The 21,773-nt window shown below is 72.1% G+C and carries 20 protein-coding genes; 6 read left to right on the plus strand and 14 right to left on the minus strand.

The genetic code is table 11. From position 1 onward, the window contains the following. Position 1 precedes the first annotated feature (1 nt). From ACZ3IJ_RS24195 to panB, 3 genes are all read right to left on the minus strand, one after another. Complete coding sequence (locus ACZ3IJ_RS24195; RefSeq protein ID WP_467471337.1) at positions 2-865, minus strand: ABC transporter permease; 864 nt, start codon at positions 863-865, stop codon at positions 2-4. Further along, positions 862-1,854 carry an ATP-binding cassette domain-containing protein gene (locus ACZ3IJ_RS24200; RefSeq protein ID WP_467471339.1) on the minus strand — a complete coding sequence of 331 codons (993 nt, stop codon included), beginning with the start codon at positions 1,852-1,854 and terminating at the stop codon, positions 862-864. The genes ACZ3IJ_RS24195 and ACZ3IJ_RS24200 overlap by 4 nt, the downstream gene beginning before the upstream one ends. Positions 1,855-2,084: 230 nt before the next feature. Further along, on the minus strand, positions 2,085-2,948 hold the full coding sequence (gene panB / locus ACZ3IJ_RS24205; protein ID WP_467471341.1) for a 3-methyl-2-oxobutanoate hydroxymethyltransferase: 864 nt from the start codon (positions 2,946-2,948) through the stop codon (positions 2,085-2,087). Between the two features lie 311 nt (positions 2,949-3,259). Between panB and ACZ3IJ_RS24210 the strand changes: the two genes are divergently transcribed. Together ACZ3IJ_RS24210 and ACZ3IJ_RS24215 are read left to right on the plus strand one after the other, a co-directional pair. Beyond that, positions 3,260-4,282, plus strand: a complete 1,023-nt coding sequence (locus ACZ3IJ_RS24210) for an endonuclease/exonuclease/phosphatase family protein (protein ID WP_467471343.1) — start codon at positions 3,260-3,262, stop codon at positions 4,280-4,282. Positions 4,283-4,390: 108 nt separating this feature from the next. Further along, entirely contained in the window at positions 4,391-5,626 is a 1,236-nt protein-coding gene (locus tag ACZ3IJ_RS24215; protein WP_467471345.1) for an MFS transporter, read from the plus strand. Here the strand turns inward: ACZ3IJ_RS24215 and ACZ3IJ_RS24220 are convergent. Then, positions 5,592-7,352 (minus strand): NAD+ synthase, encoded by a 1,761-nt coding sequence (locus ACZ3IJ_RS24220; RefSeq protein WP_467471347.1) that lies wholly within the window; start codon positions 7,350-7,352, stop codon positions 5,592-5,594. The two genes, ACZ3IJ_RS24215 and ACZ3IJ_RS24220, sit on opposite strands and share 35 nt — an antisense overlap. 106 nt (positions 7,353-7,458) lie before the next feature. Then, positions 7,459-8,313 carry a DUF4190 domain-containing protein gene (locus ACZ3IJ_RS24225; protein WP_467471349.1) on the minus strand — a complete coding sequence of 285 codons (855 nt, stop codon included), beginning with the start codon at positions 8,311-8,313 and terminating at the stop codon, positions 7,459-7,461. A 173-nt stretch (positions 8,314-8,486) separates the two neighbouring features. Between ACZ3IJ_RS24225 and ACZ3IJ_RS24230 the strand changes: the two genes are divergently transcribed. Next, positions 8,487-9,185 carry a DUF998 domain-containing protein gene (locus ACZ3IJ_RS24230; RefSeq protein ID WP_467471351.1) on the plus strand — a complete coding sequence of 233 codons (699 nt, stop codon included), beginning with the start codon at positions 8,487-8,489 and terminating at the stop codon, positions 9,183-9,185. Further along, complete coding sequence (locus tag ACZ3IJ_RS24235; RefSeq protein WP_467471353.1) at positions 9,182-10,015, plus strand: alpha/beta fold hydrolase; 834 nt, start codon at positions 9,182-9,184, stop codon at positions 10,013-10,015. Before ACZ3IJ_RS24230 ends, ACZ3IJ_RS24235 begins: the two co-directional genes overlap by 4 nt. Here the strand turns inward: ACZ3IJ_RS24235 and ACZ3IJ_RS24240 are convergent. The 4 genes from ACZ3IJ_RS24240 to ACZ3IJ_RS24255 all read right to left on the minus strand — a co-directional run bounded on the left by ACZ3IJ_RS24240 (position 10,000) and on the right by ACZ3IJ_RS24255 (position 12,269). Beyond that, positions 10,000-10,419, minus strand: coding sequence for a CBS domain-containing protein (locus ACZ3IJ_RS24240; RefSeq protein ID WP_467471355.1), 420 nt, complete (start codon positions 10,417-10,419; stop codon positions 10,000-10,002). The two genes, ACZ3IJ_RS24235 and ACZ3IJ_RS24240, sit on opposite strands and share 16 nt — an antisense overlap. 128 nt (positions 10,420-10,547) lie before the next feature. Further along, on the minus strand, positions 10,548-11,183 hold the full coding sequence (locus tag ACZ3IJ_RS24245; protein ID WP_467471421.1) for a DUF305 domain-containing protein: 636 nt from the start codon (positions 11,181-11,183) through the stop codon (positions 10,548-10,550). 2 nt (positions 11,184-11,185) lie between these two features. Next, positions 11,186-11,839, minus strand: a complete 654-nt coding sequence (locus tag ACZ3IJ_RS24250) for a DUF3105 domain-containing protein (RefSeq protein WP_467471356.1) — start codon at positions 11,837-11,839, stop codon at positions 11,186-11,188. Positions 11,840-11,921: 82 nt separating this feature from the next. Beyond that, positions 11,922-12,269, minus strand: a complete 348-nt coding sequence (locus ACZ3IJ_RS24255; protein ID WP_467471358.1) for a hypothetical protein — start codon at positions 12,267-12,269, stop codon at positions 11,922-11,924. A gap of 282 nt (positions 12,270-12,551) precedes the next feature. On the opposite strand from ACZ3IJ_RS24255, the gene ACZ3IJ_RS24260 reads away from it, so the two are divergent. Continuing rightward, positions 12,552-13,913, plus strand: coding sequence for a glutamine synthetase family protein (locus tag ACZ3IJ_RS24260; protein WP_352188302.1), 1,362 nt, complete (start codon positions 12,552-12,554; stop codon positions 13,911-13,913). Positions 13,914-14,042: 129 nt separating this feature from the next. On the opposite strand, the gene ACZ3IJ_RS24265 is transcribed toward ACZ3IJ_RS24260, so the two are convergent. The 4 genes from ACZ3IJ_RS24265 to ACZ3IJ_RS24280 all read right to left on the minus strand — a co-directional run bounded on the left by ACZ3IJ_RS24265 (position 14,043) and on the right by ACZ3IJ_RS24280 (position 17,825). After that, on the minus strand, positions 14,043-14,561 hold the full coding sequence (locus ACZ3IJ_RS24265) for an RDD family protein (RefSeq protein WP_467471360.1): 519 nt from the start codon (positions 14,559-14,561) through the stop codon (positions 14,043-14,045). A gap of 144 nt (positions 14,562-14,705) precedes the next feature. Then, the gene (locus ACZ3IJ_RS24270) at positions 14,706-15,137 is read right to left on the minus strand and encodes a VOC family protein (RefSeq protein WP_467471362.1); all 432 of its coding nucleotides are present in this window, start codon (positions 15,135-15,137) and stop codon (positions 14,706-14,708) included. A gap of 11 nt (positions 15,138-15,148) precedes the next feature. Beyond that, positions 15,149-15,649 (minus strand): pyridoxamine 5'-phosphate oxidase family protein, encoded by a 501-nt coding sequence (locus ACZ3IJ_RS24275; protein ID WP_467471363.1) that lies wholly within the window; start codon positions 15,647-15,649, stop codon positions 15,149-15,151. A gap of 67 nt (positions 15,650-15,716) precedes the next feature. After that, positions 15,717-17,825, minus strand: coding sequence for a PIG-L family deacetylase (locus ACZ3IJ_RS24280; RefSeq protein WP_467471365.1), 2,109 nt, complete (start codon positions 17,823-17,825; stop codon positions 15,717-15,719). Between the two features lie 292 nt (positions 17,826-18,117). On the opposite strand from ACZ3IJ_RS24280, the gene ACZ3IJ_RS24285 reads away from it, so the two are divergent. Further along, a complete protein-coding gene (locus tag ACZ3IJ_RS24285; protein WP_467471366.1) occupies positions 18,118-21,105 on the plus strand; it encodes a bifunctional [glutamine synthetase] adenylyltransferase/[glutamine synthetase]-adenylyl-L-tyrosine phosphorylase in 2,988 nt (995 codons plus the stop codon). A gap of 21 nt (positions 21,106-21,126) precedes the next feature. Here the strand turns inward: ACZ3IJ_RS24285 and ACZ3IJ_RS24290 are convergent, their stop codons facing one another. Further along, positions 21,127-21,741 (minus strand): TetR/AcrR family transcriptional regulator, encoded by a 615-nt coding sequence (locus ACZ3IJ_RS24290; protein ID WP_467471367.1) that lies wholly within the window; start codon positions 21,739-21,741, stop codon positions 21,127-21,129. Positions 21,742-21,773 lie beyond the last annotated feature (32 nt).

Below are 21,773 nucleotides of genomic sequence, written 5' to 3' on the forward strand. Positions count from 1 at the left end.
CTCAGGTCTTCTTGCGGAACTTGGCGACCGCGAGCGGCGCCGTGACGGCCGTGATCGCCACGGCCCAGCCGAGCGTCATCCACACCGAGTCGCCGACCGGCGTGCCGTTGATCATGGCGCGGGCGGCGTCGGCGAGGTTCGACAGCGGGTTGTAGTCGGTGAAGGCCTCCAGCCAGCCGGGCATCGAGGTCGGCGGGGCGAAGATCGAGGAACCGAACTGCAGCGGCATCAGGACCAGCATGGCCATCCCCTGGACGGCCTGGGCCGTCTTCAACGCGAGACCGAGCAGGATGAAGATCCACATCAGCGAGGCGCCGAAGACCATCGACAGACCGATGGCTCCGAAGAGTTCCAGGATCGAGCCCTTGATCTCCAGGCCCAGCAGGAAGCCCATGCCGAGGAGGATCGCGGTGGCGATCAGCATCCGGCCGATCTCGACGACGATCTTCGCGATGAGGACGGAGGACCGGGCGATCGGCATCGTCCGGAACCGGTCCATGACCCCCTTCTTGAAGTCGTCGTTGATGCCCACGCCGACGGCCATGGCGATGTTCATGCCCATCATCGCCATCAGGCCCGGGACCACGTAGTTGACGTACGCGTCGTTGTTGCCCTTGCCGGAGATCGCGCCGCCGAAGACGTACACGAAGAGCAGGACGAAGATGATCGGCATCAGGACCGCGTCGAACATCGACTCCGGATCCTGCTTGATCTGCAGTGCGTTCCGCCGGGCCAGGGCACCGATGTGGCGGAGGTTGGCGCGCAGACCGATCCGGCCCTCGTCGCCGGGGGCCGGGCGCTTCGGGGCGGGGCCCGGCGCCTCGACCGGGGCCTTGGTGAGCTCTGTGGTCGTCGTGGTGCTCACGCGGCGACCTCCTCGGGGGTCGTGTCGGAAACGGTGGTCTTCTCGCCCGTGATGGCGAGGAAGACCTCGTCCAGGCTGGGCAGGTGCGTGCCGATGTGGGCGATGCCGAAGCCACGCGTGCCCAGCAGGCCCACGACGGCGGTCAGCTGCTCGTCGCTCAGGATCGGCACGTACAGCGCGCCCTCGTCCGGGACGACGGTCGAGCCGGCGATGCCGTCCAGGCCCGACTCGCGCAGCGCCGAGGCCATCGCGGGCAGGTCGGCCGGGTCCACCGGGCGGATCGTGAGCGTGCGGCCGCCGACGCGGGCCTTGAGCTCGCCGACCTTGCCGTTGGCGATGACCTTGCCGCGGTCGATGACGGTCAGCTCGCTCGCGAGCTGCTCCGCCTCCTCCATGTACTGCGTGGTGAGCAGCACGGTCACGCCCTCGGCGACCATCCGCTTCACCTCGTCCCAGACCTCGTTGCGCGTGCGCGGGTCGAGGCCGGTGGTCGGCTCGTCCAGGTAGAGCACGGCGGGCTGCCCGATCATGGAGGCGGCGAGGTCGAGCCGCCGGCGCATGCCGCCGGAGTACTGCATCGCGGGCCGCTTGGCCGCCTCGGTCAGCGAGAACCGCTCCAGGAGGTCGTCGGCGCGGCGCCGGGCGTCCGTGCGGGAGAGGTCGAGCAGCCGCCCGATCATGTAGAGGTTCTCCCAGCCGGAGAGCTTCTCGTCGACCGAGGCGTACTGGCCGGTGAGCCCGATCGTCCGGCGGAGCTGCCGGGGCTGCTTCACCACGTCGTAGCCGGCGACGGTGGCGGTCCCGGAGTCCGGGACGATGAGGGTGGACAGGCAGCGGACGAGGGTGGTCTTGCCGGCGCCGTTCGGGCCGAGCACGCCGAGGACCGTGCCCTCCCGGACGTCCAGGTCGACCCCGTCGAGGGCCTTCGTCTCGCCGTAGTGCTTCACGAGGCCTCGTACCTCGACGGCGTTGTGTGCGGATCGCGTCATGGCCACCATCAGACCAGCCGCCACTGACAACGCACCGACAGACGACCGACAGCTGTCCGACAGCCGTCCCGACAGCTGTCGGAACGGCGCCCGCGCCCTCCAGGGAAGCACCCGCCAGCGGCCCCGGAGAGCCTGCCGGGCCCGGGAAAGCGGTCGGCCGCGGGCCACGCGAAGACGTCTCGCGCGGCCCGCGGCCGGGTGTCCCGGGGTGCCCCGGTCGAGCGGTCCTCCTAGTGGAAGGTGTGCTCCTCGGCGGGGAACTCGCCGCCGGCGACGTCCTCCGCGAAGGCCCGGGCGGCGTCGCCGAGGGTCGCGCGGAGGTTCGCGTACTGCTTGGTGAAGCGCGGCACCTTGCCGCCCGTCAGACCGGCCATGTCGGTCCAGACGAGGACCTGGGCGTCGGTGTGCGGACCGGCGCCGATGCCGATCGTCGGGATGTGCAGGGAGCGGGTGACCTCGGCGGCCAGCTCGGCCGGTACGAGTTCGAGGACGACGGCGAAGGCGCCCGCGTCCTGGGCGGCCTTGGCGTCGCTGAGCAGCCGGTGCGCGGCCTCGTCGCTGCGGCCCTGCACCCGGTAGCCCATGGTGTTGACGGACTGCGGGGTCAGGCCCAGGTGGGACATGACCGGGATCCCGGCCTGGACGAGCAGCTCGGTCTGCGGCAGCGAACGCTCGCCGCCCTCCAGCTTGATCGCGCCGACGCCCGCGTCCTTGACGAGCCGGGTCGCGTTGCGCAGGGCCTGGACGGGCCCTTCCTGGTACGAGCCGAAGGGGAGGTCGCCGACGACGAGGGCGCGCTTGGTGCCCCGTACGACGGCGGCCGACAGGAGGGTCATCTCGTCCATCGTGACGGGCACGGTGGTGTCGTAGCCGAGATGGCAGTTGCCCATGGAGTCGCCGACGAGGACGACCGGGATGCCGGCCTCGTCGAAGACGGACGCGGTCATGGCGTCGTAGGCGGTGAGCATCGGCCACTTCTCGCCGCGGGCCTTCGCCGCGCTGATGTCGTGGACCGTGATACGGCGCGTGCCCTTGCCTCCGTACAGCGCCTTGCTGCTGTCGGGGGACTGCTTCGGGGCAGGCTGAAGCGTCATGGTGAACGGCTCCTTCGTCATCTCGAGGCGCCCTGACGGCGTCCCCGGACCACGTCCATGGTGGCACTTCCCCCGGCGAGGGGGGAAGTGCGGCGAAGTGGCGCTGTTCACACCGCCGCAACGGTGGAATTTCGGGGCGTACGTACGAATGTGCGCGTTCTGTCACAGCCACCCCGCCCCGCACCCGCGACGGGAACCCGCCGCGCGGCCCTGTCGTCCCTCGTGGCAGTACCGCGGCCCCGGCATCACCTAGTGTCGACGTCGGGTCGCGGGGCACGGCAGCACGACGGCAAGGCAGTGAGGACTGAGTGATGGCGCGGGTGGACATGGCGGAGACGGAGAACGGCGGCGGCCGGGACGAGCGCTCCGGGTCCCGGTTCCGATCGGCGCTCGACCGCCTCCGCGGGGACCGGGGCATCTGGCGCCGGGGCATCCTGCTGGCCGTCTGCGCGGTGCTGCTCACGCTGGCGATGGCCTTCCACGCCGAGATCCCCAACCGGATCGGCAATCTGGGCAGCCTCAACGAGACGTTCCTGCCCTGGCTGGGCGTCTTCCTGCCGGTTCTGCTGGTCCTGGCCCTGCTGCGGCGCTCGGCGACCGCGCTGATCGCCCTGCTCCTGCCGGCCGTGGTCTGGGTGAACCTCTTCGGCGGGCTGATCACCGACAAGTCCGAGGCGGGCGGTGACCTCACCGTCGCCACCCACAACGTCAACGCGGACAACCCCGACCCCGAGGGCACGGCCCGCCAGATCGCCGAGTCCGGCGCGGACGTGGTGGCCCTGGAGGAGCTCAAGGGCGAGATGGTCCCGGTCTACGAGAAGGGCCTGGCCGGGGCGTACAAGTACCACGCGGTGCAGGGCACGGTCGGCCTGTGGAGCAGGTACCCGCTGCACGGCACCGACGCCGTCGACATCGGGATGGGCTGGACCCGGGCGATGCGCTCCACGGTCTCCGCGCCCGGCGGCGAGGTCGCCGTGTACGTCGCCCACCTGCCGTCCGTACGGGTCAGGATGGACGCGGGCTTCACCGCCAACCAGCGCGACAACAGCGCGAACCTGCTGGGCGAGGCCATCGCCGCGGAGTCCCACGAGCGGGTCGTGCTGCTCGGCGACCTCAACGGCACCATGAACGACCGCTCGCTCAACGCCGTCACCGCCCAGATGCGCTCGACGCAGGGCGCCTCGGGCGACGGCTTCGGCTTCAGCTGGCCCGCCTCGTTCCCGATGGCGCGGATCGACCAGATCCTGGTGAAGGGCGTCGAGCCGATGTCCTCGTGGACCCTGCCGGAGACGAACAGCGACCACCTGCCGATCGCGGCGCGCGTCCGGCTCTGATCCGCGGCCGGGTCGCAACCTTCCCGAAACCTGGGGGAGGCCGCCGGGAACACTTCGCCTGAGAGTATTTGTTCAGTCGAAGAACTATTCCCTGGAAAGGCTTCCCCCATGCCCCTGGCGCTGTTCGCGCTCGCCGTCTCCGCCTTCGGCATCGGCACCACCGAGTTCGTGATGATGGGCCTGCTGCCCAACGTCGCCGGCGACCTCGGCACCTCTGTCCCCACCGCCGGCCACCTGGTCTCGGCGTACGCGATCGGCGTCGTCATCGGCGCGCCGCTGCTCACCGCCCTCGGCTCCCGCGTGCCGCGCAAGAAGACGCTGCTCGCGCTGATGGCGCTGTTCGTCGTCGGCAACCTGGCGTCCGCGCTCGCCCCCGGCTTCGGCTGGCTGGTCGCGGGCCGGGTCCTGGCCGGGCTCCCGCACGGCGCGTTCTTCGGCGTCGGCGCCGTCGTCGCCGCCCGGCTCGTGGCCGAGGGCCGCCAGGCGCGCGCGGTCGCCACGATGTTCCTGGGGCTCACGGTCGCCAACATCCTCGGCGTACCGGCCGCGACCCTCCTCGGCCAGCACCTCGGCTGGCGGGCCACCTTCCTCGTCGTCACCGTCATCGGCCTGCTGGCCATGGCGGCGCTCGCCCGGCTCGTGCCGTACGTCCCCGTCGACGAACGCCAGAGCCTGGGCCGCGAGGTGCGCGCCCTCGGCCGGCCGCAGGTCCTGCTCGGCCTGCTCACCGCGGTCTTCGGCTTCGCGGGCGTCTTCGCCGTCTACTCCTACCTCGCCTCGATGACCACCGAGGTGATGGGTCTGGCCGAGTCCTCCGTCACCCTCGTCCTCGCCCTCTTCGGCATCGGCATGACGGCCGGCGCGCTCGCCGCGGGTCCGCTCACCGACCGGGCGCTCCGGCCCACGCTGTACGGCTCGCTCACCGCGCTCGCGCTCGTCCTGGTCGCCTTCCGCTTCACGATCCACGTGCCGTGGCTGGCGCTCGTGACCGTCGTCGTCCTCGGCGCCGTCGGCTTCATGACCACCACCCCGCTCCAGATGCTCGTCATGAACAAGGCCAAGGACGCGCCGACCCTGGCCTCCGCCTCCAACCACTCCGCGTTCAACCTGGCCAACGCGGGCGGCGCCTGGGCGGGCGGCGCGGCCGTCGCGACCGGCTGGGGCTGGACGTCCCCGACCCTCGTCGGCGCCGTCCTCGCCGTCCTCGGCCTGGCGATCGCCGCCGTGGCGGGCCTGCTGGACCGTGCCCGGACGGACGGGGGCGCCTCCCGCGTCGTCACGGGAGGCGCCCCGGCCGCCGAACGAGCGGTCAGCGGCTCGTCGTCTCCCGCCAGCGGTTCGTGATCGGCAGGCGCCGGTCCTTGCCGAAGCCCTTCGCCGAGATCTTGGTGCCCGGCGGGTACTGGCGCCGCTTGTACTCCGCCGTGTCCACCATCCGCAGCGTCCGCGCCACGAGCTCCTCGTCGAAGCCGGCCGCGACGATGGCGTCCTTGCCCTGGTCCCGGTCGACGTACAGCGCGAGGATCCGGTCCAGCACGTCGTAGTCCGGCAGCGAGTCGGTGTCGACCTGACCCGGCCGCAGCTCGGCGCTCGGCGGCTTGGTGATCGAGCTCTCCGGGATCGGCGGGGTCATGCCCCGCTCCTCGGCCGCCCGGTTGCGCCAGCGCGCCAGCCGGAACACGGTCGACTTGTAGACGTCCTTGATGGGGCCGTACGCGCCCACCGAGTCGCCGTACAGGGTCGAGTACCCCACCGCCAGCTCGGACTTGTTGCCCGGCGCGAGGACGATGTGGCCCTCCTGGTTGGAGATCGCCATCAGCATCGTGCCGCGCAGCCGGGACTGCAGGTTCTCCTCCGCGAGACCGGTGAGTCCGAGCGCGCCCATGTACGCGTCGAACATCGGCTCGATCGACACCGTACGGAAGTTGAGTCCGGTGCGGCGGGCCAGCTCGGCGGCGTCGCCGCGCGAGTGGTCCGAGGAGTACTTCGACGGCATCGAGACGCCGTACACGTTCTGCGCGCCCACCGCGTCACAGGCGATCGCGGCGACGAGCGCCGAGTCGATGCCGCCGGAGAGGCCGACGAGGACCGAGCGGAAACCGTTCTTCGCCGCGTACGCGCGCAGGCCCACGACCAGCGCCGAGTAGACCTCCTCGTCGTCGTCGAGCCGGTCCGCGTAGCCCCCGGTCAGTTCCGGCTCGTACGCGGGCAGCGGCTCATCGGAGAGGATCACCCGGTCGATCCGCAGCCCGTCGTCGACGACGCCCTCCGGGGCGTCGGGGGAGGCGGCCGGCAGGTCGAGGTCGAGGATCACCGTGCCCTCGGAGAACTGCGGGGCGCGCGCGACGACTTCGCCGCCCGCGTCGACGACGATCGAGTCGCCGTCGAAGACCAGCTCGTCCTGGCCGCCGATCATCGCGAGGTAGGCGGTGGTGCAGCCCGCCTCCTGGGCGCGCTTGCGGACCAGTTCGAGCCGGGTGTCGTCCTTCTCCCGTTCGTACGGCGAGGCGTTGATCGACACGAGCAGCCCGGCGCGGGCGCTGCGGGCCGCCGGGACCCGGCCGCCCTCCTGCCACAGGTCCTCGCAGATCGCGAGCGCCACGTCGACGCCGTGGACGCGGACGACGGGCATGGTGTCGCCCTGGACGAAGTAGCGGTACTCGTCGAAGACGCCGTAGTTGGGGAGGTGGTGCTTGGCGAAGCGCAGCACCACCTCGCCCCGGTGCAGCACGGCGGCGGCGTTCTCGGGGGACCCGGCGGGCCGGCCGAGACGCGGCACGGCGCGGTCCGAGCGGTCGAGATAGCCGACGATCACGGGGAGCTCCCCGAGCCCCTCGGTGTCGAGGCGCCGGGCGAGCGCCCGCAGGGCGTCCCGGGACGCCTCGACGAAGGAGGAGCGCAGCGCGAGGTCCTCGACGGGGTAGCCGGTCAGCACCATCTCCGGGAACGCGACCAGATGCGCGCCCTGCTCGGCGGAGTGCCGGGTCCAGTGGACGACCGCCTCGGCGTTCCCGGCGAGATCGCCGACGGTCGAGTCGATCTGATTCAGAGCGAGGCGTAGTTGAGGCACCCGCCCAGTGTAATCGTCAGACCGACGCTATGTCCTGGCGAACGCCCGGCTCGGCCGGGCGTTCGGCTGTTTCGCCGGCCTGGGGCCGGTCACGTCCCGGGCCCGACTACTTCGTCGGACCGACCCAGATCGCTTCCTCGTGCTCCAGGATGGTCGGGCTCAGCTGGACCTGCAGCTCCCCGTCCGCGTCCGGAGCGACCGAGAAGGCGAAGTCGGCCTTGGCCTGCTTGCCGGGGAGCACGTTGCCCCGGAACATCTCCGTGGCGTTGCTGCCGTCGAAGACCGGCTCGGCCCGCGAGCCCTCCGCGTCGCTCGCGTCGACCAGGGCGCCGGAGACGTCGAGGGTCTCCTTGCTGCCGTTGACGATCGTGACCGTCACCTGGAACGCGCTGTTGCCCTTGGTGTGCCCGGCGGCGAACTGGTCGGGCTTGTAGGCGCGCGGCTTGGAGACGGTCACCTTGATGCCGTCCTCGTACGCGAAGGTCTGACCGAACTTCAGCGCCGCCGGTGCGGCCTCGGTCGGCTCGGAGTCCGTGGGCTCCGCGCCGGGCTCGGCCGGAGCGGAGGTGGCGTTCCCCTGCTTCTCCATCTCCTTGTCGAAGTCGTCCTTGATGTCCTTCACCGCCGTGGCGACGACGATCAGCCAGACGACCGAGACGACGATGGCGAGTCCGCCGAGGATGAGGCCCGTCAGGGCCATGCCCTTGTTCGTCGCCTCGCCCTTGCGACCCCGGGAGTGGCCGATGATGCCGAATATCAGGGCCATCAGGCCGAGGATCCCGCCGAGCCAGAACAGGAACGGGACGATCGCGAAGAGCAGGCCCACGATGCCGAGGACGAGAGCGGTCACCCCGAGTCCGTTGCGCGGCTGCTGGAACGGCGGCTGCGGCGGCATCCCGGGCATACCGGTCGGCGGCGGCCCCCAGGGGTTCTGGCCGGGGGCGTTCGTGGGCGTGGTCATGCGGCATCCTCCGAGATGGTCAGGGTGTTGACGTTAAGCCAGCTGATTATGGAGGAGCCAGGGATTTTGTGAACAACCGGTGGGGCTCTCGCGCCGAGCGCCGTGCCGCGGGCCCTGCGACGCCACCCCCGCCCGGCGCGGCCCGGGGCCGTCCGCCTAACATCCGTACCACTATGTCCCCTTCTCGTCCCGGCAGTGCCGCGCGAGTCACCGCGGTCCTCCTCGTCCTCGGCGCGCTCGCGTACACCGCCTGGGTCGTCGAAGTCGCCGTCCGGACCGGTCTCGACCCGGTCCGGACGTACGTCTCCGAACTCGCCGCCACCGACCAGCCGCTCGGCGCCCTCTTCCGCGCGACCGACCTCGCGGCCGGGCTGATCCTCCTCGCGGCGGCCGTCACGGCGCTCCGGTCGACCCGGCGCAACCCCACCACGACCCGGCGCTCCCTCGTCCTCCTCGGGTGGCTCGCCCTCGGGCTGTTCGGCGCCGCCACCGCCGCCGACTCCCGGCTGCCGCTCAGTTGCGCGCCCACCGTCGACGCCGCGTGCGCGGCCCGCGAGGCCTCCGGCCTCGTCCCGGCCACCCACGCCGCGCACTCCGTCAGCTCCGGCCTCGCCATGGCCGGTGCCCTGGCCGCCATGGTCGTCCTCACCCTGGCCGCCCGCCGCTACCGGATCTGGCGGCCCCTCGCCGGTACCGGCGCCGTCCTCGTCGTCGTCGAACTCGCCGCCACCGCCTGGACCCTGGCGGCCGTCGCCGCCTTCGAGGCGGGCGCGGGTCTGTGGTGGCTGGGGGTCGGCCAGCGGATCCAGCTCCTCCTCGTGGCACTCTGGCTCGGAGTACTCGCCGTCTCCGTGGCCAGGGAGAGACCTTGAGCGTGTTCGTACGGGTCGGGGGCGTGGCCCACCACGCCGTGGTCGAGGGCGCCGGACCCGTCTGCGTCCTCAGCGCCGGCCTCGGGATGAGCTGGTTCGACTGGGACGCCGTCGTCCCGCTCCTCACCCCCATCCGCACGGTCGTCCGCTTCGACCGCCCCGGCCACGGCCTCTCCGCCCCGGCCGCCGTCCCGCCCGGCGCCGCGGGCGAGGCCCACCGCATCGCGGCCCTCCTGGACGCGCTGTCCCTGCCCGGGCCCGCCACCGTCGTCGGACACTCCATCGCCGGGTTCCACGCGGAGGCCTTCGCGCGCCTCCACCCGGGCCGTACCGCCGGGATCGTGCTCGTCGACTCGTCCGTCGAGGAACACGCCCGTACCCCCGCCGCCCCCGCGCTGCGCACCGCCGCCGCCCGCGGACTCGGAACCCTGCTCTCAACCGCCGGAGCCCCGGCGGCCCTCGGTCCCGCCGCCCGCCGCGTCACCGTACGGCTCTCCCGCGCCCGCGGCGGCGACCCGGCACCCGCCGACCTCGTCCGGCGCGTGTACGCCACCTCCCGCGTGCTCCACGGCACGCTCCTGGAGAACGCCCACTACCGCGCGGTCGCCGCCGAACTCCTCGCCCTGCGCGAGCGGTTCCCGCTGCCGCCGGGACGCCCCGTCACCGTCCTCGCCGCCCCCGACGGCTCCGCCCGCTGGGCCGGCCGCCAGCGCGCACTGGCCCGACGGCTCGGCGCCCGGTACGAGGCGGTCGAACCGTCGGGCCATCTGATGATGTGGGACCGCCCGGACGCCGTGGCGCGCGCGGTACGGGATCAGGAGGAGGCGTAGACGGTCGCGCAGAACTCCTTGATCTGCTCGTCGTTCAGGTGCTGCGCCAGGTCGGCCTCGCTGATCATCCCCACCAGACGCTTGTTCTCGATGACCGGCAGCCGCTTGATCTGGTGCCCCGTCATCTCGTCGAGGACCTGGCTCACGTCCGAACCCGCCTCGATCCAGCGCGGGGTGCCGTGCGCCATCTCTCCGCAGGTCATCTTCGCCGGGTCATGGCCCATGGCGACACAGCCGACCACGATGTCGCGGTCCGTGATGATGCCGCACAGCCGTTCATGCTCGTCGGCGATGGGCAGCGCGCCCACATTGAGGTCGCGCATCAGCTGCGCCGCGCGGTCGAGCGTCTCGTGCCGGGGGATCCACTGGGCCCCCGGGTGCATGATGTCCTTCGCCGTGGTCATGGGGTGCGTACCTCCGTAGAAACGTCGTCGTACGTACGTCCCCGAGCCCCCACCATTCTCCGCGTACGCGACGGCCCCCGCGACCGCTGGGGTCACGGGGGCCGTGGCGTACGTCCGATCCCGGGCTCTCAGGCGCGCGGCTTCGCGCCCCGGGCCTTCAGCAGGTCCGCCATCAGCGCGATCTCCGACTCCTGGGCGTCGACCATGCCCTGCGCGAGGTTCTTCTCGATCTCCACGGAGCACTTGTCCACACAGCCCTGGGCCATGTGCACACCGCCCTTGTGGTGGTCGGTCATCAGCTGGAGGTAGAGGATCTCCGCCTCCCTGCCACTGGCCTTGCGCAGCCGCTCCATCTCGGTCTTGGTCGCCATGCCCGGCATCAGCGCACCGTCGAGCGGACCGCCGCCGCCGTGCCCGTCCATGCCCATCCAGGTCATCGGCTCGGTGCCGGACTCGACCTTCGGCAGGCCCCACATGTCCAGCCAGCCCAGCATCATGCCGCGCTGGTTGGCCTGGGTGTTGGCGATGTCGTACGCCAGCCGGCGCACCTCCTCGTCCTCGGTGCGGTCCCGGACGACGAAGGACATCTCGACGGCCTGCTGGTGGTGGACGGCCATGTCACGGGCGAAGCCCGCGTCCGCCGAGGCCGACACGGGGGACTCCGGCGCCTCCTCCCGCTCGGCGGAGGCGACCGTGACGGCGCCCCCGGCGAAGAGCAGCGCGAGGACGACGGCGGCGATCGACGCCCCGTGCGTACGGGTCAGCTTCACTGCGTCGCCCCGACACCGCCGGTGCAGGCCGCGCCGGGCTCGGGGGTCTGCGGGCCCTGCACGTACTTGGTGAAGAAGGCGTCGACCCGCGGGTCGCTCGCGCTGTCCACGGTCACCTGCTTGCCCCAGGCGCTCAGCATGATCGCGCCGGTCTGGTCGTCGACCGGGCTCATCAGCGAGTACGGGGTCTTGCCGACCTTCTCGGCCAGCTTCTTCACATCGGCCTCGGCGGCCTTCTTGTTGTACGTGACCCAGACGGCGCCGTGTTCCAGCGAGTGCACCGCGTTCATCTCGGCGATCTTCGTCTTGTAGACGTCGCCGTCACAGTTCTGCCAGACCTGGTCGTGGTCACCGCCGACCGGGGGCTTCATCTCGTAGGAGACCGGGGTCGTCACGTGGTTGCGGCCGAGCTTCTTCGCGTCCCAGGACTTCTCGTCCTGGATGGGGGCCTTGGCGGCGGCCTCCTGCTGCTCCTTCTTCTCGGACTGCTGGTTGAGCACGTAGCCGCCGAAGCCGACCAGGCCCAGGACGACGACGGCGGAGACACCGATGGTGATGAAGCGGTTGCGGCGCTCGCGGGCCTGCTCGGCGCGGCGCATCTCCTCTATTCGGGCGCGGCGGTCGGCGTTGGCGGAGCGGTTGGCGGCCATGTGAATGTCGTCCTTCTCGGATGGGGGGTCGGCATCAGGCGTCGGGCGTGAGCCGGGGGCGGGGATGGATGCGGCCCGCCGGCTACGTCCGCAGTACTTGAAGGACGTGCAGGTCCGGCGCGCGGGACTGCGCGCCGGGACGGGGCGCCCGGCCGGAGTGGTACGCCGGTACGGGGCCCGGGAGCCGGCCCTCCGCGTGCTGCGGGGGGTCGAGCGGCGGCGCGGTGAGCACCGCCGGGCTGAGGGAGGGGAACAGCGAGCAGTCGCCGCGGTCGTACGGGCAGACGTACTCGGTCTCGTACGTGTTCACGGCGGCCGTGACCCGGTGGTGCGCCCGCGCGGTCTCGTCATGGGCCGGGGCCGTGTCACCGGCACCCAGACAGACGAAGAGCGCGGCGAGGAGCGTCGCCACGGCACTCGCCAGTGCCATGGGACGCGCGCGCCTGGACAGGCGTACGAGTGGAGGGCCCCCCATGTGCGGAGATCGTAGTGGCCCCTGGGCCGGAAGTGGGGATCCGGGGGGCAAGTACGGGCGGCCCGTGAGGGGAACAGACACACGGAACCGGCCGGTCCGGCGTTACCTGAGTCACACCCGAGCAGGCACTATGGGTGTGCAACGTGCGCGAAACCATGTGGTGGGATGCTCAGGTGCCCCCCGATGTGCCCGAGGCGGTGGGAACAGGCGGCCTGACCAGCAAAGATGGGTGTGGAAATGGACAAGCAGCAGGAATTCGTGCTCCGGACGCTCGAAGAGCGTGACATCCGGTTCGTGCGGCTGTGGTTCACCGACGTGCTCGGTTTCCTGAAGTCGGTGGCCGTGGCGCCCGCCGAGCTTGAGCAGGCGTTCGACGAGGGCATCGGCTTCGACGGCTCCGCCATCGAGGGCTTCGCCCGGGTCTACGAGTCGGACATGATCGCCAAGCCGGACCCGAGCACGTTCCAGATCCTGCCGTGGCGCGCGGAGGCCCCGGGCACCGCGCGGATGTTCTGCGACATCCTCATGCCCGACGGCTCGCCGTCCTTCGCGGACCCGCGCTTCGTCCTCAAGCGCATCCTGGCCAAGACCTCGGACCTGGGCTTCACCTTCTACACCCACCCCGAGATCGAGTTCTTCCTGCTGAAGGACAAGCCGCTGGACGGCACGAAGCCGACCCCGGCCGACAACTCGGGCTACTTCGACCACACCCCGCAGAACGTGGGCATGGACTTCCGCCGCCAGGCCATCACGATGCTGGAGTCGATGGGCATCTCGGTGGAGTTCTCCCACCACGAGGGCGCCCCCGGCCAGCAGGAGATCGACCTCCGCTACGCCGACGCGCTCTCCACGGCCGACAACATCATGACCTTCCGCCTGGTCATGAAGCAGGTGGCGCTGGAGCAGGGCGTGCAGGCCACGTTCATGCCGAAGCCCTTCTCGGAGTACCCGGGCTCGGGCATGCACACCCACCTCTCCCTCTTCGAGGGCGACCGCAACGCGTTCTACGAGTCCGGCGCGGAGTACCAGCTCTCCAAGGTCGGCCGCTCCTTCATCGCCGGCCTGCTGAAGCACGCGGCCGAGATCTCGGCCGTCACCAACCAGTGGGTCAACTCCTACAAGCGCATCTGGGGCGGCTCCGCCCGCAGCGCGGGCGCGGGCGGCGAGGCCCCGTCGTACATCTGCTGGGGCCACAACAACCGCTCGGCCCTGATCCGCGTCCCGATGTACAAGCCGGGCAAGACGGGCTCGTCGCGCGTCGAGGTCCGCTCGATCGACTCGGGCGCCAACCCCTACCTGACCTACGCGGTCCTGCTGGCGGCGGGCCTGAAGGGCATCGAGGAGGGCTACGAACTCCCGGCGGGCGCGGACGACGACGTCTGGGCCCTCTCGGACGCGGAACGCCGCGCGATGGGCATCGAACCGCTCCCGCAGAACCTGGGCGAGGCGATCGCCCTGATGGAGAAGAGCGAGCTGGTGGCGGAGACGCTGGGCGAGCACGTCTTCGACTTCTTCCTGCGCAACAAGAAGCAGGAGTGGGAGGAGTACCGCTCCGAGGTCACCGCCTTCGAGCTGCGGAAGAACCTGCCGGTGCTGTAGGGGCAGGTCAGGGCGGGTACCGCCCCGGAACGACACTCAGGGCCGACGGTGGCGAACCGTCGGCCCTGAGTCGTCTCACTGGCCCTGGGCCGTCGGGCCCCGGCGTCGCCGTCCGCCCTGACCGTGCCGTCACCGGCGGTGGATCACCGCGCTGCGCGATGCCCTGTCGTGAATGCCGCGGCGGTCCTTGCCGAGGTTGACCGAGGAGACGTTGGCGACGCACAGCACCGGGATGCCGGTCACCACGAGGTTCGTGAGGTGCCGCGCGACGGCCGCGCCGTAGCCGATGCGTTCACCGGTCTCGAAGTGCACCACTTCGAGGCGCAGGGCCCGCTTGCCCGGAGTCGCGCCCCGGCGGGACACGCTGACCGGGGAGTAGAGCAGGCAGAAGGCGATGACCCAGAGGGTGGCGGTGGTGCGCCAGATCGCACCGGCTTCACCGTCGGCGACTCCGGCGGCCGTGAGAATCCGGTCGAGACCAACCAGCGGAACGAGAATGACCGCGACGGCGATGGCGAGGTCGATGGCCGTTGCGGCGCAGCGCGGCAGGAGACCCGCCGGAGAACCGGGACGGGTGTCCGGAGCCGCCTGGAACCGGCCGAGGTCACTGCCGCGGGCCATGGAGTGGAACATGTCGATCTCGCGCATCGGCGGAATCCTACATTCCGCTCGTACGGAGAGTTCCCCGCACAGGATGTCGTGGCCGCCGCGGGGATGCGACGTCCTCGCGGGGCGTGACCGGCCGGGTTCTGGTTCTCCGGCTCCTGCGTGAGGCCGCCACCGGTTCAGCAGTCAGCGTTCCGAGAGTTCCGACGGGGCCTCCTGGACCACCCAGCCGTTGCCGTCCGGGTCCGTGAAGGTCATGAAGGAGTTCCAGGTCTCGCCCTTGCCGTCCTCCCAGCCCGTCGCGCCCACGTGGCGGATCGGGCTGACGTCCACACCGCGGGCGGACAGTTCCTCGCGGGCCGCCTCGATGTCCGTCACGCAGAGCTGGAGGCCTTGCAGGGCGCCCGGGGTCATCGGCTTCGTGCCGGGCATAGGGGGCATGCCGCTCTCCATCGAGATCGAGCAGCGCGAGCCCGGAGGCGTCGCCTGGATGATCCGGATCCCGGGGGAGACCTCGGTGTCCAGGTCGATCGTGAAACCGCACCTGTCGCCGTAGAACTCCTTCGCCCGGTCCAGGTCGGTCACGGGGACGAGGACGACTTCCAGCGTCCAGTTCATGGGGGGTCTCCTCAGAAACGCCAGCGGGTCTGGCCGAACGGCTCGCCCTTGGCGAAGCCGAAGACCGTGCGCGGGGCGACGGCGAACACCAGGGCGGTCCCACCGTCGCTCACGAAGGCGCCGTCGCGCACGTCGAACCGCCAATCGGGGCCGTACTTCTCGACGTACGCGTCGGACAGCTCCCGCAGCCGCGGCTCGTCGGTGACGCGGACCGCCTCGCCCTCCACCACCAGGTCGAAGCCCTCACCCAGCGACGGCGTGCCGGTGGTGAGGACGACCTCCCGGTTCTCCGCCAGGTTGCGCGCCTTGCGCTCGTCGGGGCCGGTGCAGAAGTGCAGCGCGTCCCGCGACCAGACCGCGATCAGCGGGGTGACATGGGGGCGGCCCTCCGGGCGGACCGTGGTCAGCCAGAAGACTTCGGCCCCGGCCAGCCGCTCGGCCGCCTCCGGCCATGCGGCGGGGTGGGCCTTCGGGTCACTGAAACGGGCGTCCAGGGTCGGTTCCGGGGTCATGGCGGTTCCCTCTCCAGAGCTGCGGGTCACACGTCTCAGTACGGAGGACCGCGGGCCCGCCGAGAACTCATCGCACCGCGGGCGTCCAGTGCAGCCTTCCGTCCAGACCGACCGCCGCCACCCCGTCCACGACGCCGCCGGGCGCCCCCGAGAAGAGGAAGTCGTGCAGCGTCCACAGTGGGGCCGCCGCGCTCGTGCGTCCGCCCGTGCCCGCCGCCGTCAGACCCCGGCCCGTGCGGCCGAGCGCCTCCGGGGCCGTCGCCAGGACACCCGTACGGGAGCGGACCGCCAGCATGCCGGGGCCGCCGCCCACGGGGCCGTAGCCCGCGACGCCGCCCGCCAGCTCGGTGACCGGCGAGGCGGGCCCGTCGCCCGTGCCCGGGAGGTCGGCCGTGCGGAGGTCGCCCGAGGCCGGCTTGCGGAACCAGAGCCGTACGCCCTGCCCGTCCGGGGAGGGGGTCGCGTTCAGCGCCAGGGTCGTCGCCGGCAGACCGGTCGGCCGCGGTCCGCCGAGCGGGGTGCCCGGCCGCGGCTGCGACCAGGTGAGGACCGTCGCCGCCGTGCCCGCGAAGACATGGACGCGGCCCGCCGCGTCCGTGGTGGCCACCGGGTCGCCGTGGACCGCCTCGGCGGCCGGCCCGCTGAGCGGGCGCCACGGGCTCCAGTCGCCGTCGGGCCGCAGGTCGCGGGCGGTCAGCCGATGGCCGCTGTCGCGCACGACCACCGTGGCCCGGCCGGTCCCGTCCACCGCGACCGTCGGGGCGCTGATGTCGGAGGTGCCCCGGGCGTCGCTCTTCTCCGGTGTGCCGAGCGACCGCCACGGCCCGAACGCGCCGCCCCGGGCGGTCTGCTCGGCCGTCACGACCTCACGCCCGTACGACCGAGCCGATCCGCCGATCGTCGTCCGCGTGCCGAAGACGGCGATCCTGCCGTCCGGAATCCGTACGGACGTCACACCGCTGTCCAGGCCCGCTCCCGGGAGCAGCACCGGCCCCTGCCACTCGGCGGCCGTGCCGCCGGCCTTCGTCCACACCGCGAGGCGTCCGTCGAGCACCGCGAAGGCGTGCAGGGCGCCGTCCGTGTCGCGCTGCACCCAGGAGGTGGAGGTGCCCCGGGCGTACCGGACGGTCTGGGTCCAGCCCTGCCCGGCGGGCCGCTGGGCGACCTTGAGGTCGCCGCAGCCGGCCGGGTCGGCGCAGTCGTTGATCCCGTCGCTCCAGGCGTACGTCCGCAGGGTGCGCAGCTTGGCGTCCGCCGACTCGGGGTCGAGGGTGTGGGGCAGCGAGCCGGTCGGGTAGCCGAGGTAGTTCTGCACGCCGAAGTGCGGTCGGGACCCGGCCGACGCGGCGTACCGCTCCAGGGCGGCCTGGGTGAACCGGGCGCCGTACAGGTGGTCCTGGTGGTCGGTGAAGGCCCCGGTGTGCGGGTGCAGGCCCGGCGTCGGGTCCTGCATCCGGACGAACGTGGGACGTACCCGCTTCAGGATCCCGGTGAGCGCCTCGATCACCTGGTCCTTGCTGTACGTGAAGTCCGTGGTGACCGGCGTGCCCGTGGCGCGCTGGGACGCGAGGACCGGGACACGGCCGTTCCACAGGCCGTTCAGGCTGTGCGGGCGGTCGGCGCTGATGGCGCCCGCCTCGCGGATCTGGAGCCAGACCAGGGTGATCTGCGGCGCGGCGCGCAGGGTGTCCAGTTCGGCGGCCCCGCCGCCGACGGTGGGTACGGAGACCCTGTCCCAGGCGCTGGTGCGGCTGCCGGTGGCCATCTCGGCGTACGCGGCGCGTATGCCGTTCTGGCGGGCGGCGGCGAAACCGGCCTTGTCCGGCAGTGGCCGGTCGGCGGCCCCGCGCGGCGCGTTGACGCCGTCCGCCTCACCGGATGTCAGGTACACCGTGGTCAGCGGCCGGCCCGAGCGTATGGACTGGGCCGTGTCCGGGTTCATGAAGTAGAGGTCGTCGTCCGGGTGCGCCACGATCTGCGCCACGGAGACGCCGGGGGAACGGGACGGATCCGCGCCGTCGCGTCCGGTCCGCTGCGCCGCGTTCCGCTCGGCGGGCTTCACCGCGGGCGTGGGTTCCGCCCGGGTCCCGGTCACCGGTGCGCCGAGGACGGAGCCGGAGGTCAGCTGGAGGAGTCCCACCAGGGAACCGGCGGCGACGGCGGTGGTCGTCAGCACGGAGACAGGACGGAGGCGGCGGCGGACGGGCATCTGCTGTGTGTGCGCTTTCAAAGAACGGATCAGGCGGTGGCCGGCGTCGGGAGGACGGGCCGGCGTCAGGAAGACGGACCTACAAGGAATACGGTTCATCGCAGGCGAACGGTGAGGAATGTGCGAGGCGTCACGTGTGATCTGTTGCGGAACGCAGGTCTCTTCCTCCGTGGCGGCCACAGCGTGCCCCGGGGCGCCCCGGCCACCCGCTGCGGATACGCTCGAACGCGGAGCTTGATCGGCTGGAGGGAGCGGCGGAATGACGGGGCCGGGGCGCAGGAGCAGTACCTTCAGCCGTCTGCTGAGGCACGGGTTCACGGATCCGTCCGACGCCGGGCGTCTGCTCGACCTCCCCGAGCTGTCCGCCCTGCGCGACGACTCCGTACTGCTCGACGCGCTCGGCGCGACCGCCGACCCCGACCTCGCCCTGCGGGGGCTCGTCCGGCTCGTCGAGGCGCAGCCCGAGGAGGAGCACCAGACACTCACCACCACGCTGCTCTCCGCCAAGCCCTTCCGGGACCGGCTCCTCGGTGTGCTCGGCGCCTCCGAGGCGCTCGCCGACCATCTGGCCAGGCACCCCCGGGACTGGCAGGCGCTCGTCACCTACGAGGCCGTCGACCTGAACCCGGGCGTCGCCGAGTTCGAGCGCGGTCTCGCCGAGGCCACCGACGCCGTCTCCCTGCGGGTCGCCTACCGCCGCTGTCTGCTGGCCATCGCCGCCCGCGACGTCTGCGGCACGGCCGACGTCGCCCAGACCGCCGCCGAGCTGGCCGACCTCGCCACCGCGACGCTGCGCGCCGCCCTCGCCATCGCCCGTACCGCCGCCCCCGCCGACGCGGCCCACTGCCGGCTCGCCGTGATCGCCATGGGCAAGTGCGGCGGACACGAGCTGAACTACGTCTCCGACGTGGACGTGATCTTCGTGGCCGAGCCCGTGGACGCCGCCGAGGAGGGGAAGGCGATGCAGGCGGCGACCCGGCTCGCCTCCCATCTGATGCGGATCTGCTCCGAGACGACCGTCGAGGGCACCATCTGGCCCGTCGACGCCAACCTGCGCCCCGAGGGCCGCAACGGCCCGCTCGTGCGCACCCTCTCCTCCCATCTCGCCTACTACCAGCGCTGGGCCAAGACCTGGGAGTTCCAGGCGCTGCTCAAGGCGCGGGCGGTGGCGGGCGATCCGGAGCTGGGCGCCGAGTACATCGAGGCCGTCTCGCCGCTGGTCTGGCAGGCGGCCGAGCGCGAGAACTTCGTTGCCGACGTGCAGAAGATGCGCCGCAGGGTCGTCGACAACATCCCCGCCGCCCAGGTCGACCGCGAGCTGAAGCTCGGTCCCGGCGGTCTGCGTGACGTCGAATTCGCCGTCCAGCTCCTTCAGTTGGTGCACGGGCGCGGTGACGCGACGCTGCACAGCGGCAAGACGCTCGACGCCCTGAAGGCACTGGCGGCGGGCGGCTACGTCGGCCGCGCCGACGCGGCCCAGCTGGACGAGGCGTACCGCTTCCTGCGCGCCATGGAGCACTTCATCCAGCTCTACCGGCTGCGCCGCACGCACCTCGTCCCCGAGGGCGAGGCGGACCTGCGCCGCCTCGGCCGCGCGCTCGGCCTGCGCACCGACCCGGTCGCGGAGCTGAACAAGGAGTGGAAGCGGCACGCCGCGGTGGTGCGCCGGCTGCACGAGAAGCTCTTCTACCGGCCGCTGCTCGACGCCGTCGCCCAGCTCACCCCCGGCGAGGCCCGGCTCAGTTCCAAGGCGGCCGGCCAGCGGCTCGAAGCGCTCGGGTACGCCGATCCCGCCGCCGCCCTGCGCCACCTGGAGGCGCTCGCCTCCGGAGTCACCCGCAAGGCCGCGATCCAGCGGACGCTGCTGCCGGTGCTGCTCGGCTGGTTCGCGGACTCCGCCGATCCGGACGCCGGACTGCTCGGCTTCCGCAAGGTCTCCGACGCGCTCGGCAAGACCCCCTGGTACCTGCGCCTGCTGCGCGACGAGGGTGCGGCGGCGGAGAACCTCGCCCGGGTCCTGTCCGCCGGCCGGATGGCCCCCGACCTGCTGCTGCGCGCGCCGGAGGCGGTGGCGATCCTCGGCGACCCGGAGGGCCTGAAGCCGCGCGGCCGGGACCATCTGGAGCAGGAGATCCTCGCGGCGGTCGGCCGCGCCGACGGTGCCGAGCAGGCGGTCGCGGCGGCCCGTGGTGTGCGCCGCCGTGAGCTGTTCCGTACGGCCGCGGCCGATCTGATCGGCTCGTACGGCACGGAGGACAGCCCCCGTGAGCTCGACCCCGGCGCGCTGGTCGACCGGGTGGGACGGGCGCTCACCGACCTCAACGCGGCGACGATCGCGGGCGCGGTGCGGGCCGCCGTACGGGAGGGCTGGGGCGACACCCTGCCGACCCGGTTCGCCGTCATCGGCATGGGCCGTTTCGGCGGCCACGAACTCGGCTACGGCTCCGACGCCGACGTCCTGTTCGTGCACGAGCCGCGTGAGGGCGTCGACGAGCAGGAGGCGGCCAGGGCCGCGAACCAGATCGTCTCCGAGGTCCGGCGGCTCCTCCAGGTACCCACCGCCGACCCGCCGCTGCTGATCGACGCGGATCTGCGTCCGGAGGGCAAGCGCGGCCCGCTTGTCCGTACGCTCAAGTCGTACGCGGCCTACTACCAGCGCTGGTCGCTGGCCTGGGAGAGCCAGGCCCTGCTACGTGCCGACACGATGGCGGGCGACCGGGATCTCGGCGCGCGCTTCATCGAGCTGATCGACCCGCTGCGGTATCCGGCCGAGGGGCTGGGCGAGGACGCGGTCCGCGAGATCCGCCGTCTGAAGGCCCGGATGGAGACGGAGCGGCTGCCGCGCGGGGCCGATCCGACGCTCCACGCCAAGCTCGGCCGGGGCGGTCTGAGCGACGTCGAGTGGACGGTCCAGCTCTTCCAGATGCGGCACGGCTGGGCCGAGCCCGGCCTGCGCACGACCCGCACCCGCGAGGCGCTGGCCGCCGCCCACGCGGCGGGCCTCATCCCCACCGAGGAGGCCGAGACGCTGGACGAGGCCTGGGTCCTGGCGACCCGGGTCCGCAACGCGGTGATGCTGGTACGGGGGCGGCCGGGGGACACCTTCCCCTCGGACGGGCGTGAACTGGCCGCGGTCGGGCGGTTCCTGGGTTACGGCCCGGGCCGGGTCGGGGAGATGGTGGACGACTACCGGCGCATCACGCGCCGCGCGCGGGCGGTCGTCGAGGACCTGTTCTACGGGGCGTAGGGGTCCTACGGGGCGTAGAGGTCAGCCGTCCGCGTTCTCCAGGAGCGTCCGGCAGTGGATCAGGAAGGCGTCCAGGGCCAGTTCGAAGGCGGCGTCCGCGCGGGCCGGTCCCATGGCCACCAGGGCCTCGGCCAGGCGCGGAGTCGTGACCTCGTCGGGGAGCTCCCACATGGTGTCCGGGGCGGCGAGGTCGAGCGCCGAGCCCAGGACCAGGTTCTCCAGCGCGACGATCACCGTCATGACGTCGGCGTTGTCGAAGCCGACGGCGAGCAGCAGGGTCACCGCCCGCTCGTACTGCGCGAGCACCATCGGGGCCCGGACCGGTGAGGTCATCAGCATCGGGATCGCCCGGGGATGGGCGGCGAAGGCCGACCGGTACGAGCGCGCCCAGGTCGCGAGCGCCGCGTCCCACGGCCCGGCGTCGAGGGTGGACCCGTCGATCCCCTCGCTGACCCGCTCGCGCAGCAGTTCCACGATCCCGTCGCGGCCGTCCACGTGGTGGTACACCGAGGCCGTCTGCACCCCGAGCCGTCTGGCGATCTGAGGGACGCTGAACTCGCCCCGCTCGTCGACGAGTTCGAGCGCCACCGTGGTGATGCGTTCGCGGTCGAGGAGGGGCTTGCGCGGCCGGCCCATGAATGAATTCCCCCTGGTCAGGTCTTCCCGAA

It is taken from the genome of Streptomyces sp. NPDC013317 (genome assembly GCF_055563155.1).